We start from the raw sequence: 14,603 nt of genomic DNA, 5'->3' as shown, positions 1-14,603 counted from the left end.
GGCTGATGTGGTTGACTCACCGCGAGGCGTGATCAGTTTGTGATCGCGTGTGGGTGAAGTTGGGGGACTCCCTCCGGGAAAGGGATCAGCGAAAAGTGAAGCATCGCAAGCCGAGTCGTGCCCAGCGCGCGATCGCGAGTACTTCGTTGCCGTTGGCCGCAGCCGCCGCGGTTGCCACCATTTTGGCCGGCCCGGCCGGTGCCGCGCCGCACGATGGTGGTCAGCCCGCGCCCGCGCAGCTCGACAACAACGACAACGGTAATGGCAACGGCAACAACGGTAATGGCAACGGGCACGGTGGCCAGTTCCAGCAGGACGCGCCCGAAACCAACACGCCCGCGCCGGAAGCTCCTGAGGAAGTAAAGCCGGGGCAGACGCCCGAGCAGACGAAGCCGGGCGAGACGCCGGAGAAGGTCAAGCCTGAGCAGAGCAAGCCGGGTCAGACCACTCCCGTGCAGCCGGGTGTCACCACGCCGGGTCAGCCGGGCGTCAACGTGAAGCCCACGCCGAGCCAGCCGGGTGTCACGAGCCCGCGTGTCGCGCCGCTGCCGGTGCCGGGTCAGGGTGGGGCGGTGCCCGCTGTGGCCACCGACCCGAGCAAGCCTGCCGACCCGAGCAAGCCCGCTGATCCGGCCAAGCCGGAGTCCGGTGATGAGTCGGGCACGCCGGGTGCGAATAACGTTGCGCCGCAGACCAATCCGGTGAAGCCGGTGCAGCCGGGCGCGTCGAACAACCAGGTTGGCGAGTCGGCGACCCCTGCCGAAGACCAGCCCGCTGAAGCGCCCGCAGCGCCGAAGTGGCAGGCACCCAACCTCGCCGACGCGCCTGCCGCGCCGGTCGTCGCGATGGAAGGCCCGCACCAGGAAGTCGGCGTCACCGTCGATGCCGGTGGTCTGGTCCCCGGCGTGCTCGCCAACACCCACCACTACAACAACGCGTCGGGTTACGTCGGCACCATCGGCTACCGCACGCCCACCGGTTTCGGTGACGCGGGCGTTGCTGTCGAGTACATCGGTGCCAACGCGGTGAAGGTCACCACCTTCAACGGTGGCGACGGTCGCGCCGACAACACCACCGTCACCGTCCTCGACACCACGCAGGCCAACCTGGCCAAGGCGTCGGTGGAGAACTGGATCAAGGCTCAGCCGGGCGGCGTGGCCGCGCTCGACGCTGCCGCCCGCGCTACACTGCCGGTGCCGGGAGATCTGCTCCAGACGGTCAACGTCTTGGGTGTCAACACCCAATGGGGCGGTTCGCTCCAGTACTAGCAACAAGCTGCTACGTCGTGTGGGGCGGTCGAGGCAATCGACCGCCCCACACGCATGTCCCCACCCGGACCGGGGAAAGGATTCCGACTTGGGTACCGACGGTGACGACACCAGCCGCGACCAAGGCCACGATGACGCCGAGGGTAGTTTCGGCGCGCCGTTAGCGGCAGCACCGCCGCCCCCGCCGACCAGTTCGCTGCCGGAGGTTGGCTGGAAGCCGGCATCCGCGCCCGCGACCCCGGGGCCGTTTGGCGTCCCGGTGACCGGCTATTCGGCACCGCCCGCGCAGGTTGGTTCGCCGTTCGGCGCGAGTGGTTCGGCTGGGACCGCGCCCGGCCCTGCGCGGCCGGTCGCGCCATCGACGCCCTTTGGTGGGCCGGTCGGCGGACCCGTTTCGTCCGGGTCGTCCGGCACTGTTGGTCGCCCGCCTGAGTCATCGCGACCGTTCGGCGGCCCGGTGAACGCCCCTGATGCGCCGTCGTCGCCCTTCGGAGGCCCCGTCGGGCCGCCCACGCGGGAAGGCTTCGGCGAGGACGCGTCGTCATCGCCCTTCGGTCCGCCGACCGCGCCGCCGGGAGTCGAACAGACGGTCCGCTTCGGCGCGACGCCCCGCCAAACCTCAAGCGCTACTTCACCTTTCGGCGGACCCGTATCCGGCGATGGCGACAGGTCGCGTCGTGAGAGTACGTCGGGCATCGGGCAACCTAGGGCCGCTTCGCCGTTCGGTGGTTCCGTGGCTGGCGACGGTGATTGGGCGCGCCGTGAGGGTACGTCTGGTGCCGGGCAGCCTGCGGCTGCTTCACCCTTCGGGGGTGCCGTAGCGGGCGACGGCGATCGAGCGCGTCGTGAGGGTACGTCGGGTGTCGGACAGCCAGCTACCGCATCACCCTTCGGTGGTGCTGTGCCTGTCGAAAATGGGCGTGAGGCCACCGAGGTCCTGCGTCGCGAACCTACGTCGGGCGCTGCTGCACGTCCCACTGGGAGCGAATCATCAAGTGCCGCCACACCTTTCGGCGGTTCCGTTCCCGTCGACGGTGGCGACCGTGCGCGCCGTGAGTCCGGCCTTGTTGCAGGGCCGCCCGTAAGTACTCCTTCCCCCTTCGGTGGTGCGGTCCCCGGCGACGGCGATCGAGCGCGTCGCGAACCCACATCGGGTGTCGGACAACCCGCGACCGCATCGCCTTTCGGTGGCGCTGTGCCTGTTGAGAACGGGCGTGAAGCGACCGAGGTCCTGCGGCGCGAACCGAACGCGGGAGCTTCCGCCCGGCCGCGTAGCGGCGAAACCCCCATCGTCCCTTCACCTTTCGGCGGATCTGTCCCCGTCAGCACCGGGCGGGACGACGTCGCGCGCACCGCTGGCGCAAGCGGAGCGCACGCGCTGCGGGACGCGGCCAGCACTGCTGTGCCAAGTCAGTCGGCGGTGCCCGCTCAAGCCGACGACAATCGCGCCGACAAAACCGTGCGGATGACAACGCCGAAGGCGGACGCACCCAAATCTGAGCGCTGGTGGGACAACCCCGGCGACGACGGCGAGGTGCCGAAGCCACCCGGCGACGACAGCCTTTCGTGGAGCGACGACCCCATCGCCAAGCGGCTCGCGCCGTCAACGCCGATCGCGGCGGCGAAGAAAAAGAAGTCGCTCCCGCGTGAGTGGATCGCCGGCGGTATCGCTGTCGCGGTACTGATCGTGGTTGCGCTCGTCATGACGATCGGGCTCACCAAGCGCGGCGGGGGCGACGATCCCGGCCCGACGGCTCCGCCCATTGCATCGGTCGCCGCACCGCTGGAATGCAAGGTGGGTCTCGATCCGCTTGTCACTATCAGCAACGGCCCGGGCGACACCACCTCCGGTGCCAAAGCGATCCTCGGTTTCAACTACGCGTTCTACGTGCAGCGGTCGGGTGTGCAAGCCCGCACGTACGTGGCACCTGACTCCGAAACGATCTCACCCGCCGACGTGATCCAACGCGCGATCGACGAGCAGATCCCGAACGGGTCGAAACACTGCGTGCGCATTCGCGAGGTCAGCGGTGGTCATTTCGACGTTGAGCTGCGCGAATGGCATCCCGACGGCGTCGTGACGGTCTACAAGCAAGACATCATCGCGACGAACGCCAACCCGGAAGGCAAGTGGCAGCTGAAGTCCATCGCGGCGCGGTAGGACTAACCACGAGGGCCTAATGCTGCCCAAATCATGGGACGACTATTTCAAAAAGTGGGCGCGGTATGTCATCGTTGGGCATGCCGCTCTCTACGCCAGCCCTCGCAGGCAAGCTCGCGGGCTTGCAAAGTTCGGCCATTCGCGACCTGCTGAAGCTCACCGCGCGCGCCGACATCATCAGCTTGGCTGGTGGCCTGCCCGACGCCGCGTTGATGCCGCGCGAGCGCATCGCCGCCGCCGCGCAGTCGGCCCTCGCTGACGCATCCTGTCTGCAATACACCGAGTCGCCGGGCTTGCCAGCGCTGCGTGAAGTGCTCGCCGCACGCGAATCGGCGCGCATCGGTCGCGCGGTGGGGCTCAATGAGGTGTTCGTGACTCATGGTTCGCAGCAAGCACTTTCGCTCCTCGCTGAGGTGCTGCTCGACCCCGGGGCGCTCGTGATCGTGGAGGATCCCGCGTATGTCGGTGCGTTGCAAGTGTTTCGGGCTGCTGGCGCGCGGATAGTCGCGGTGCCGCTCGACCGCGACGGCATGCGCGTCGACGTCCTCGAAGAGCTCATCGCGAACGGTGAGCGCCCTGCCGTCGTGCACACGGTCGCGAATTTCCACAACCCGGGCGGAGTCACGCTCAGTCCCGAGCGCCGCCGCCGTCTCGCGGAACTTGCTGAGCGCCACGGTTTTTGGGTCATCGAAGACGACCCGTACGGCGAGCTGTGGTTCGACACCCCGGCCCCGGCTGCGGTCGCGTCATACTCCGACCAGGTGATCCGCCTGAGCAGCGTGTCGAAGACGCTCGCTCCGAGTTTGCGCGTTGGCTGGATGGTCGCGCCCGACCGTGTTTGTCGCGCGGTTGAACTACTGAAGCAGGGCGCTGACCTGTGCGGCTCGGCGCTCACCCACCAGATCGCCGCCGACCTCATCGCCGACACCAGTTGGTTCGCCGCGCACGTCGACACCGTCCGCACCGCGTACGGCCACCGCGCGAAGACCTTGGTCGAGGCACTGCGCAGCACCTTCGGCGACGCCCTAACCTGCACCGACGCGGCAGGCGGCATGTTCGTGTGGGTCGACTTCACCGATGGCACCGACACCACAGCCCTGTTGCCAACGGCGTTAGACGCGGGTGTCGCGTACGTCCCCGGCGCGGCCTTCGCCGTCGCGGACGCCTACCGCAACTCGGCCCGAATGTGCTTCACGACGGGCGACGAAGCCACGCTCACCGAAGCGGTGCGCCGCCTCGCCGCCGCCCACGCGAGCCGCTGACGGCCCTGACCTTCGGCCCAGGCCGCCGTCCGGTGCGCCGGATGAGTGCTGAGCGTGTCGGCGACCTAGCCGGTGCGCCCGGCTGAGCACTGATCGTGTCGGCGACCAACTTCCGCGCTAGCCGATTCATGGCGACCACTCTCACACCCCCTTACTGTCCGGTGCGCCCGGCTGAGTTCGGCTGGGCGGCCCAGTGCCGCGCTTACCGATGCACAGCGGCTGCTTTCACGCCACCCGTACTGTCCGGTGCGCCTGGCTGAGCGATCGTCGTGTCGGCCACCCGGCCGGTGGACCCGGCAGGACAATCGTCGTGCGGGCGGCTCAGCCGGGGTGCCTGGCCGAGCGCTGATCGTGTCGGCGACTTGGCCGCTGCACCAGGCTGAGTGATCGTCGTGTGGGCGGTCCCAGCGGCGTGCCAGGCTGAGCGCTGATCGTATCGGCGACCCAGTGCCCGACTAGCCGGTTGACGACGGCTCGCGGCGAGTATTCTCACGCCCACCCGTACGTCCGTTCCACCGCCTTGTTCCACTCCGAAAGTCGCTGCGTCCGTTCGGGTTCCGGCATATCCGGCGTCCACGTGCGATCCGCTGCCCAGTTCGCGCGGATCTCGTCAGTGCTCTCCCAGAAGCCCACTGCGAGACCGGCGGCGTAAGCGGCGCCGAGCGCGGTCGTCTCCGTCACCACCGGGCGCACCACCGGCACGTCCAATAAGTCCGCCTGGAACTGCATCAACAGTGAGTTCGCGGTCATCCCGCCGTCGACCTTCAACGTCGTCAGTTCCAAATCCAACTGCTGGGCGGCGGCGTCGGCGCGCATGGCGTCGACCACCTCGCGGGTCTGGAACGCCGTCGACTCAAGTGCGGCGCGCGCGAGGTGGGCCTTGGTGACAAAGCGTGTGAGACCGGCGATCACTCCGCGCGCGTCGGGACGCCAGCGCGGCGCGAACAGGCCCGAGAACGCGGGCACGAAGTACGCGCCACCGTTGTCGTCGACACTGCGGGCTAGCGGCTCGATTTCGCTGGTGTCGGCGATGATGCCGAGGTTGTCGCGCAACCAGTGCACGAGCGAACCGGTGACCGCGATCGACCCTTCCAGCGCGTAAACGGCGGGTTCGTCGCCAAGCTGGTAGCAGGCGGTCGTGAGCAGCCCGTGCTTGCTGAACACGGGCGTTGTTCCAGTGTTCAGCAACATGAAATTGCCTGTGCCGTAAGTGTTTTTGGCCTCGCCAGGCAGCAGACACGCCTGCCCGAACGTGGCCGCCTGCTGGTCGCCCAGAATGCCCGCGACAGGCACGCCAGCGAACGGCCCGGAGACCGCGTCGGCATACACCTCCGACGACGACCTAATCTCCGGCAGCAGCGACATCGGAATGTCGAAGTCGGCGCAAATCGCCGAATCCCATTGCAGCGTGCGCAAATCCATCAACATCGTGCGCGACGCATTCGTCACATCGGTGAGGTGCTCGCCGGTGAGCTGCCACAGCACCCAGCTGTCCATCGTGCCGAACGCGAGTTCCCCGGCTTCGGCTCGCTCCCTCACGCCAGCCACGCTGTCGAGAATCCACCGCAGCTTCGGCCCTGCGAAATAAGTGGACAGTGGTAGCCCGGTCCGGTCGGCGTAACGGGCAATGCCCTGCTCACCGGCTAATTCCTCGCATAGCGCGTCGGTGCGGGTGTCTTGCCAGACGATCGCGTTGTACACCGGCTCACCGGTCGCGCGGTCCCACACCACCGTGGTCTCGCGCTGATTGGTGATACCGACGGCAGCCAGTTCGCTGGCGGCGACGCCCGCGTTGCCCAGCGCGGCGCCCATCGCCCACTCGGTGTTGACCCAGATTTCGCGCGGATCATGTTCCACCCAACCAGGTTTGGGGAAGATCTGGCGGTGTTCGCGCTGGGCGCTGCCGACGATCTTGCCCTGCCGATCGAAGATGATGCAGCGACTCGAAGTCGTGCCCTGATCGATGGCAGCCACATAGCGACGCATTCGGGCAGGTTACCGCGTGCGGGCGTCGCGCTGATCCAGAAAACCCAGCTCTGCTCGCCAAGAACAGATGCGACGGGTTGGTTTCATCGCGCGCGCCAATCGCGAGCAAACGGTTTCGCGACTAGCCTAAGAGCCGCGTCGCCGGGCCCGCTGGCGTGCGCGAAAGTCGGCCGGAGCTGACCGGACCTTGGTTGGCGGCGAGGAGTCGAAAATGGGCAGCAACGACGGGGTGCACGGCCAGCTTGGCCCCGAGCAGCGCGAAGCCGCGTGGGCGCGGTTGGAAAAGCAGCACTTCGACGTGATCGTGATCGGCGGTGGCGTCGTTGGCGCGGGCATCGCGCTAGACGCGGCAACGCGCGGGCTTTCGGTCGCGCTTGTCGAAGCGCGCGACCTCGCCGCTGGCACGTCGAGCCGCTCGTCGAAGATGTTCCACGGCGGCCTGCGCTACCTCGAACAGTTGGAGTTTGGGCTGGTCAAGGAGGCGTTGAAGGAACGCGAGCTCGCGCTGTCGACGCTCGCGCCGCACCTTGTCAAGCCGCTGCGCTTCCTCTATCCGCTCACCCATCGCGTGTGGGAACGGCCGTATGTCGCGGCCGGGCTCGCGCTTTACGACACGATGGGCGGCGCGAAATCCGTTCCGGGACAACGTCATTTGACAAAGCACGGCGCGCAGCGACTCGCGCCCGGGTTGCGTGACGACGCCATGATCGGCGGCGTTACCTACTACGACACCGTTGTCGACGACGCTCGCCACACGATGACCGTCGCGCGCACGGCCGCGAATTATGGTGCGGTAGTGCGCACTTCGACCCAGGTTGTTGGGTTGATCAAGGAAGCCGACCGGGTGACCGGCGTGAAGTTGCGTGACACCGACGACGGGCGAACCGGCGAAGCGCACGCGAGCGTGGTGATCAACGCGACGGGCGTGTGGACCGACGAGGTGCAAGCGTTGTCGCGGCAGCGCGGGCGGTTCCATGTGCGCGCGTCGAAAGGTGTCCACATTGTGGTACCGCGCGACCGGATCGTGAGCGACGCGGCCATTATCCTGCGCACGGCAACCTCGGTGTTGTTCGTGATCCCGTGGGGCGCGCACTGGATTGTCGGGACAACCGACACCGACTGGAACCTCGACCTCGCCCACCCCGCCGCGACCAAAGCCGACATCGACTACCTGCTCGATCGAGTGAACGAAGTGCTGGTCACGCCACTCACGCACGCGGATATCGACGGCGTCTACGCGGGCCTGCGGCCACTGCTCGCGGGGGAGAGCGACCAGACGTCGAAGTTGTCGCGTGAGCACGCGGTCGCGCGCGTCGCGCCGGGGCTGGTGAGCATCGCGGGCGGCAAGTACACGACCTACCGGGTGATGGCAGCCGACGCGGTCGACGAGGCGGCGAGCGACATCCCCGCCCGCGTGCCGGAGTCGGTCACCGAGAAGGTGCCGCTGCTTGGTGCCGACGGGTACTTCGCGCTGGTGAACCAGACGGTGCCGCTGGCCGAGCACTACGGCATTCACGCCTACCGCATGACGCACCTGCTCGACCGCTACGGTTCGCTCGCCGAAGATGTGCTCGCGATGGCCGATGGGAAACCTGAACTGCTGCAACCAATTACCGACGCGCCAGCGTATTTGCAGGTCGAAGCGGTGTACGCGGCGGCGGCTGAGGGGGCCCTGCACCTGGACGACATCCTGGCGCGCCGCACCCGGATCTCGATCGAATACCCGCATCGCGGGGTGGATTGCGCCGAGCAAGTTGCCGGGTTGGTCGCGCCGATTTTGGGCTGGGACGCCGACGACGTCGACCGAGAAATCGCGACGTACCGGGCGCGCGTCGAGGCGGAAATCGAGTCGCAGACGCAGCCGGACGACAAGGCGGCGGACGCGTTGCGCGCGGCAGCCCCCGAACCGCGCCCCCAGATTTTGGAGCCGGTGCCGAGCGAGCGTTAACTCGGCTCGGGTTGGCAGCGCGGGCAGAAGTAGATTCCTCGTTCGCGCTGGCTGACCGGGTCGGGGGAGTCGGGGTCGTCAAGGACGCGCGCCACCAATGCCATTCCGCAGCGCGGGCACGGGCGACGGTTCTTGCGGTACACCAGTTGCCGCCAAGGGGGTTGGCGCGCAGCCTGATTCATCACGCGGTGAGCTTCGGCGACGAGGGCGGGGAGCGCGTCGATGTCGCCCACCAGGGTCGCCGGGTGCACCTTGCGGAGGAAACAGATTTCACTGCGGTAGATGTTGCCGATGCCAGCGAGGTTGCGTTGGTCGAGCAAGGCGGCACCGATGGATCGCTTGGGATAGGCCAGCAATCTGCGCTGCGCTTCGTCGGCGTCGAAGTTGGGCGCGAGCAGGTCGGGACCGAGGTGGGCGATGACCTTCTGCTCGTCGGCGAGCGGCAGCACTTCCACCTTGCCGAGGTCGAAACCGACCGCTTCCACCTCGTCATTGGCGAGCACGATCCGCGCGTTGACCCGGGGTTTGGTCCAACGCTGCCCGCAGTGAAAGACCCGCCACTCGCCTTCCATCTTGAGGTGCGTGTGGATGCTGAGCTTGTCGGTGCGAATGAACAGGTGCTTGCCGTAGGTGCCGACGTCGGTGATGAGGTCGCCAACCAGGTCGACGGTCGCGAAACGCGGTACGCGAAAATCGCTGCGGGACAGGGTTTTTCCTACCAGTGCGGGTCGTAGCCGCTCGGCAGTGCGAAAGACAGTGTCTCCCTCTGGCATTAGATCGTCCTGCGCAGTCGTAGGCCGCGCGGCGTCACGGAGAAGCCCGCTTCGACGAGGAAATCGGCGAGAGGGTTGCCGTGGATCGAGTCGCCGTCGACCTTGTCGATGACCAAAGCGTCGACTCGGTGGTCGCGGACTAGGCCAGCTAGCGCGTCGGCTCCTGCGCGGCGCAGGCCGGGGTCTTGGGTGAAGGTCAGGAGGGTTTTTCCGCCGCGTTCTAGGTAAAGCACGAGTTCGCCGCCAACAAGCACCACCAGCGCGCCCGCTTTTCGCCCAGGGCGATGTCCGCCTTCGCCCTCACTTTTCGGCCACGCGAGCGCCGCCCCGTACGGGTTGGCCGGGTCGCAGGACGCCAATGCCAGTGCGACACCAGCCTTTTCGGTGACGCGATCGCCGTCGAAGGAACGCAACCGGTCGACGGTGTCGGTTGTCGAAAACTGCGCACCACCAAGCGTGTCGATGAAATATCCGCGCCTGCATCGTCCACGGTCCTCAAACTCGGTGAGCACCCGATACATCAACGCGAAACCGCCTGTCACACCCTCATTTTGCACCGACCCACGCGTGACGACCCCGTAGCGCTCAATGAGCTGATCGGCGACCGCGTGCGCGCGCACGGTGTTGTCGACGACCCGGTCGGGCAGCAGCGACCAGCGGCCAGCGAGGTTGGGTGGGCCGCCGCGCGTTGGCATGCCTGGTCGCGGCAGGTACGCGCGGGCGCGTGGGGCGCGGCGCGGACTGCGATGCGCGGTCGTCGCCCGGACCGTGCCGGCGAGGAGTGCGCGGACGGGCGCGAAGGTGTCGCCGGAAACGCAGCCTGCCCAGACCAGTTGCCATAGCGCGTCGCCCACCGCTTTGTCGTTGGCGAGCCCGGTCGCGTCAGCGAGCTGGCGGAAGAAGAACGCGCCGCCACTGCCGTGCAGCACCGGGGGGATGCGCACCGGATCGCCCGGCTTACGATCGGGTTCGTCCAGCTCAGCGGGGGTTGGATGCGCCGGGATCGGCCACGGTTCGAGCTGCGCACCGAGCGCGGCCAAGACGTTGAGTTGCACGTCGGTGGGGTCGATATCGTCGGGCGGGGGGAGCGTGAGCGGGGCCTGGTCGGTCATGTGCAGCGCGATCCACCCGTCGCGCGCGGTGATCGCCCCATGCCCGGACCACAGCACTTCGCCGGTGGCCATCAGCTCGTCGAGCATCGCGGGCCGGTAGTCGCGCACCCGCATGGGCAGGATCAGCGACTCCCACGCGGACGCCGGAATCGGTACGCCCGCAAGCTGTTCCACCACGGTGGCGACGCCGTCGATGCCGCGCAGATCGGTGGAGTTGACGTGCTGCCATGCGGGAAGGAAGCGCCCGAACGCCGCCGTCGACACTGGCTCGACTTCATGCCGTGCCGCTGCGAGCGAACGCCTTCTGAGCCGTCGCAGGATTTGCGTGTCACACCATTCGGCCCCGTGTGCGGCAGGGGTGAATTCGCCTTCAACCACCCGCTTTTCGGCGAGAAGTCGATGCAAAGCGGTCGCGGCGACAGCTTGCCCAAGCCCAAATCGCGCGGCGACAGCATGGGTGGCGAACGGCGCGTGGGTGCGCGCGTATCGCCCGACGAGGTCGCCGAGCGGATCGGGAACGGGTTCAATGAACGCGGCGGGAACCCCGATAGGCAGCGGCACCCCGAGCGCGTCCCGGAGGCGGGCGGCGTCCTCGATAGCGACCCACCACGTTTTCCCGGCGAACTGCACGTCAAGCGCACGCCGCGCTTTTTTGAGCTCGGAAAACCATTGCGGCGCATCGGAGTTGGCGAGAATCGCTTCGGCTTCGGGCCCGGTCGGCACAGCAACTCCCGAACCCTGCGCGCCGTCAGCACTTCCCACGGCCTCCGCGCCCGCGCCAGCGCCGCTACCCTCATCGCCCCCGCCAGTTTTGCCGGTTCCGGGCGACCCGTCTGCGGCAGTACTGCTCACGTCGCCGACGCTCGACGCGCTAGCCCCGTTATCGACACTGTCGCGATGGCCCGGCCGTGCGCCCTCGCCAGCCGACGTTGTGCCAGGTTCGACACCGCTGCTGGGGGCATTTCCATCCGTGCCAGCTGAGGCACCCGCGCTGGATGATTTCGCAACCCGGCGTGGCGTCGCCGTACGGCCCGGCACCTTGCCCCCAGCAGCAGAACCGCGCGGGTCGGCTTCCCCCGCAGACGGCGTCCCCGCCACACTCTCCGTCGACGTGTCCCCATAATCGGCGTCCAAATCAACCTGGTCTCGCGGCACGCACCGCATCGCCGCCTCAACCGGCGTCAACGGGCCGAGCAGGCGCAGGAGGTCGGCCAAACCCTCCGCGTCGCGCGCCTTACGGTCTGGCACCAACCGCTGCAACTCGCGTTCCGTTTCCGCGATCACCGCGGGGTCGAGCAGTTCGCGCAACTCAACTCGACCAAGCAGCTCAGCCAGCAGACTCGTATCCAAAGCCAGTGCGGCAGCGCGTCTTTCGGCGAGCGGTGAGTCGCCCTCGTACAGGAACTGCCCAACGTAGGAGAACAACAGCGACGTCGCGAACGGCGAAGGCGACGCCGTCTCCACCTCAACCAACCGCACCTCGCGCCGCGCGACCTTCGTGAGGAGGTCGCGTAATTCCGGCAGGTCGTACACATCGCGCAAACACTCGCGCACCGTTTCCAACAGCATCGGAAACTCAGGGAACTTCCGCGCGACGTCAAGCAACTGCGCCGACCGCTGCCGCTGCTGCCACAATGGCGCGCGCTTGCCCGGATCGCGCCGCGGCAGCAACAACGCGCGCGCCGAACATTCACGGAACCGCGAAGCGAACAGCGCCGAGCCGCCAACCTCTTGGGTGACGATGTCCTCGATTTCCTCAGGATCGAACGCGAACAGTTCCGCGCCGGGCGGATCATCGGTGGTGTCGGGTAGTCGAACGATGATGCCGTCGTCGGAAGGTGTTGGCGCGGCGTCGATTCCGAACTGTTCTTTCAACCGCGCCCCAACGGCAAGCGCCCACGGCGCGTGGACCGGCGTGCCGAAGGGGGAGTGCAGCACCAGTCGCCAGTCGCCCAACTCGTCGCGAAAACGTTCAACGAGCAGCGTGCGGTCGGTAGGGAGCTGACCCGTCGAAGCACGTTGTTCCACAAGCAAACTGACCATATTCGCGGCCGCGTTCTGGTCGAGCCCCGCTTCTTGCACCCGCTGCGCGAGCGCTTCGCCAGCCTTGGTCGACGGTACGGTGACGCGCGTAACCGCTTCGCCGGTCGGATCCCCGGTGGGCGGGTCGGCGCTCATCTCAAAAACAACCTGGGCCATCTCATCATCGGAAACCTGCCCGGCAGCCCGAATAAACGACCCAAGCGCGACCCCCAACTCAGCGGGCCGCCCCAAACTGTCCCCGCGCCAAAACGGCAGCCGCCCAGGCATGCCGAACGCGGGCGAAACAAGCACGCGGTCGAAGGTGATTTCCTCGATGCGCCAACTCGTTGCCCCGAGCGCGAAAACGTCGCCAACCCGCGACTCGTAAACCATCTCCTCATCGAGTTCGCCTACGCGCGACGCCTTTTCACCAACCATGTACACCGCGAACATGCCACGGTCAGGGATCGCGCCCCCGGACGTGACCGCCAACCGCTGCGCACCCGGGCGACCGGTGATGGTGCCCGCGTCACGATCCCACACCACGCGTGGGCGCAGCTCGGCGAACTCGTCGGACGGATAACGGCCAGCGAGTAGGTCGAGCACGGATTCATACGCCGAACGCGGCAACGTGGCATACGAGCCGGTGGAACGCACGAGGTCGAACCACGCGTCGACGTCGAGCGGTTCCATCGCCGACGCGGCAACAGTTTGCTGCGCGAGGATATCGAGCGGATGCAGCGGGATTTTGATGGCTTCGATTTCGCCAGCGAGCATGCGTTGCGCGGTGACCGCGCAGTGCAAAACGTCGGTGCGATGCTTGGGGAAAAGCACGCCGCGTGACACCTCACCAACCTGGTGACCAGCGCGCCCAACTCGCTGCAACCCGCTCGCCACCGACGGCGGCGCTTCGACCTGCACGACAAGGTCGACCGCGCCCATGTCGATACCAAGCTCCAAGCTCGACGTCGCGACAACGCACCGCAGTCGCCCGCTCTTCAAATCGTCTTCGATGATCGCGCGCTGCTCTTTACTCACCGACCCGTGATGCGCCCGCGCAAGCAACTGGTCGGCCCCATGCGTAACGGCCGTCGACGCCCCGATCTGCGCGGGCATCGCATGCTCGGTTTCGACCGGCTCACCAAGCCGAGCCGCGTAATCCTCGTTGAGCCGCGCGGTGAGACGTTCGGAAAGTCGCCGCGAATTCGCGAACACAATCGACGACCGATGCGCGAGCACCAAACTGACAATCGCCTCGTCAACGTGCGGCCAGACCGAGCCGGGCTGGGCGGAATCGCCCGGATCGGTCATGTCGGCGACCGGCACGCGCACGGTGAGGTCGAAGGTTTTCGCGGCGTCGGGCTTCACGATCGCGCACGGCTCGTCGCCGCACAGGTACCGCGCGACGGCCTCGGGCGGCCGAACAGTTGCCGACAAGCCGATGCGCTGCCCGGGCTTGTCGGTGATCATGTTGAGCCGGGCGAGCGACAGCGAAAGGTGCGCACCGCGTTTGCTGCCCGCGATGGCGTGCACTTCGTCGACGATGATGGTGTGCACGTCTGTGAGCGATTCCCGTGCCGCCGAGGTGAGCATGAGGAAAAGCGACTCGGGCGTGGTGATGAGAATGTCGGGCGGGGTGCGTTGCAAAACGCGACGTTGCTGCGGGGTGGTGTCGCCCGACCGCACGCCGACGGTGATGTCGGGCGGTTCAAGACCCAGCCGCTTCGCGGTTTGCGTGACCCCGACCAGCGGCGCGCGCAGGTTGCGCTCAACGTCGACAGCGAGCGCTTTCAACGGCGAGATGTAAAGCACCGAGGTGCCCCGCTTGGTGCCAGGTTCGGGAGGCTCGCGATTGGCGAGCCGGTCGATGGCCGAAAGGAACGCCGACAGCGTCTTGCCAGAGCCGGTAGGGGCGATGACCAGCGTGTTCATGCCGCCCGCGATGGCTTCCCACGCGCCAAGCTGGGCCGACGTTGGGCCGTCGAAAGCCCCGTCGAACCATTCGCGTGTCGCTTGCGAGAAACGCTCCATGATCTCAAGTGTGCACTGGGTCACCGACAAAAACGGGGAC

7 protein-coding genes are annotated in these 14,603 nt (G+C 67.3%); 4 read left to right on the top strand and 3 right to left on the bottom strand.

Annotation, left to right across the window (positions count from 1 at the left end; all coding sequences use genetic code 11):
- Nucleotides 1-95: 95 nt before the first annotated feature.
- From IEX78_RS15325 to IEX78_RS15315, 3 genes are all read left to right on the top strand, one after another.
- A complete protein-coding gene (locus IEX78_RS15325; protein WP_229684023.1) occupies nucleotides 96-1,268 on the top strand; it encodes a hypothetical protein in 1,173 nt (390 codons plus the stop codon).
- An 88-nt stretch (nucleotides 1,269-1,356) separates the two neighbouring features.
- Nucleotides 1,357-3,429 (top strand): DUF8176 domain-containing protein, encoded by a 2,073-nt coding sequence (locus IEX78_RS15320; protein ID WP_188829693.1) that lies wholly within the window; start codon nucleotides 1,357-1,359, stop codon nucleotides 3,427-3,429.
- An 80-nt stretch (nucleotides 3,430-3,509) separates the two neighbouring features.
- Nucleotides 3,510-4,691, top strand: a complete 1,182-nt coding sequence (locus tag IEX78_RS15315) for an aminotransferase-like domain-containing protein (RefSeq protein WP_188830218.1) — start codon at nucleotides 3,510-3,512, stop codon at nucleotides 4,689-4,691.
- A 489-nt stretch (nucleotides 4,692-5,180) separates the two neighbouring features.
- On the opposite strand, the gene glpK is transcribed toward IEX78_RS15315, so the two are convergent.
- Nucleotides 5,181-6,677: a glycerol kinase GlpK gene (gene glpK, locus IEX78_RS15310; protein WP_188829692.1), complete on the bottom strand. Its 1,497-nt coding sequence runs from the start codon at nucleotides 6,675-6,677 to the stop codon at nucleotides 5,181-5,183.
- 211 nt (nucleotides 6,678-6,888) lie between these two features.
- Between glpK and glpD the strand changes: the two genes are divergently transcribed.
- The gene (gene glpD / locus IEX78_RS15305) at nucleotides 6,889-8,625 is read left to right on the top strand and encodes a glycerol-3-phosphate dehydrogenase (RefSeq protein ID WP_188829691.1); all 1,737 of its coding nucleotides are present in this window, start codon (nucleotides 6,889-6,891) and stop codon (nucleotides 8,623-8,625) included.
- Here the strand turns inward: glpD and IEX78_RS15300 are convergent.
- Entirely contained in the window at nucleotides 8,622-9,398 is a 777-nt protein-coding gene (locus tag IEX78_RS15300; RefSeq protein ID WP_188829690.1) for an Fpg/Nei family DNA glycosylase, read from the bottom strand. The two genes, glpD and IEX78_RS15300, sit on opposite strands and share 4 nt — an antisense overlap.
- Nucleotides 9,398-14,563, bottom strand: a complete 5,166-nt coding sequence (locus tag IEX78_RS24290; protein ID WP_229684022.1) for an Lhr family ATP-dependent helicase — start codon at nucleotides 14,561-14,563, stop codon at nucleotides 9,398-9,400. The genes IEX78_RS15300 and IEX78_RS24290 overlap by 1 nt, the downstream gene beginning before the upstream one ends.
- Nucleotides 14,564-14,603: the final 40 nt, after the last annotated feature.

The organism is Nocardia camponoti, from assembly GCF_014646135.1.
Taxonomy (GTDB): Bacteria; Actinomycetota; Actinomycetes; order Mycobacteriales; family Mycobacteriaceae; genus Nocardia; species Nocardia camponoti.
Note: the sequence above shows the minus strand (reverse complement) of the source record. Positions and strands in the feature narration are given on the sequence as shown.

What these genes read in the sequence shown, in the direction of transcription:
- glpD (WP_188829691.1), top strand. Translation starts at nt 6,889, where the DNA reads ATGGGCAGCAACGACGGGGTGCACGGCCAGCTTGGCCCCGAGCAGCGC.
- IEX78_RS24290 (WP_229684022.1), bottom strand. Translation starts at nt 14,563, where the DNA reads ATGGAGCGTTTCTCGCAAGCGACACGCGAATGGTTCGACGGGGCTTTC.
- IEX78_RS15300 (WP_188829690.1), bottom strand. Translation starts at nt 9,398, where the DNA reads ATGCCAGAGGGAGACACTGTCTTTCGCACTGCCGAGCGGCTACGACCC.
- glpK (WP_188829692.1), bottom strand. Translation starts at nt 6,677, where the DNA reads ATGCGTCGCTATGTGGCTGCCATCGATCAGGGCACGACTTCGAGTCGC.
- IEX78_RS15315 (WP_188830218.1), top strand. Translation starts at nt 3,510, where the DNA reads ATGCCGCTCTCTACGCCAGCCCTCGCAGGCAAGCTCGCGGGCTTGCAA.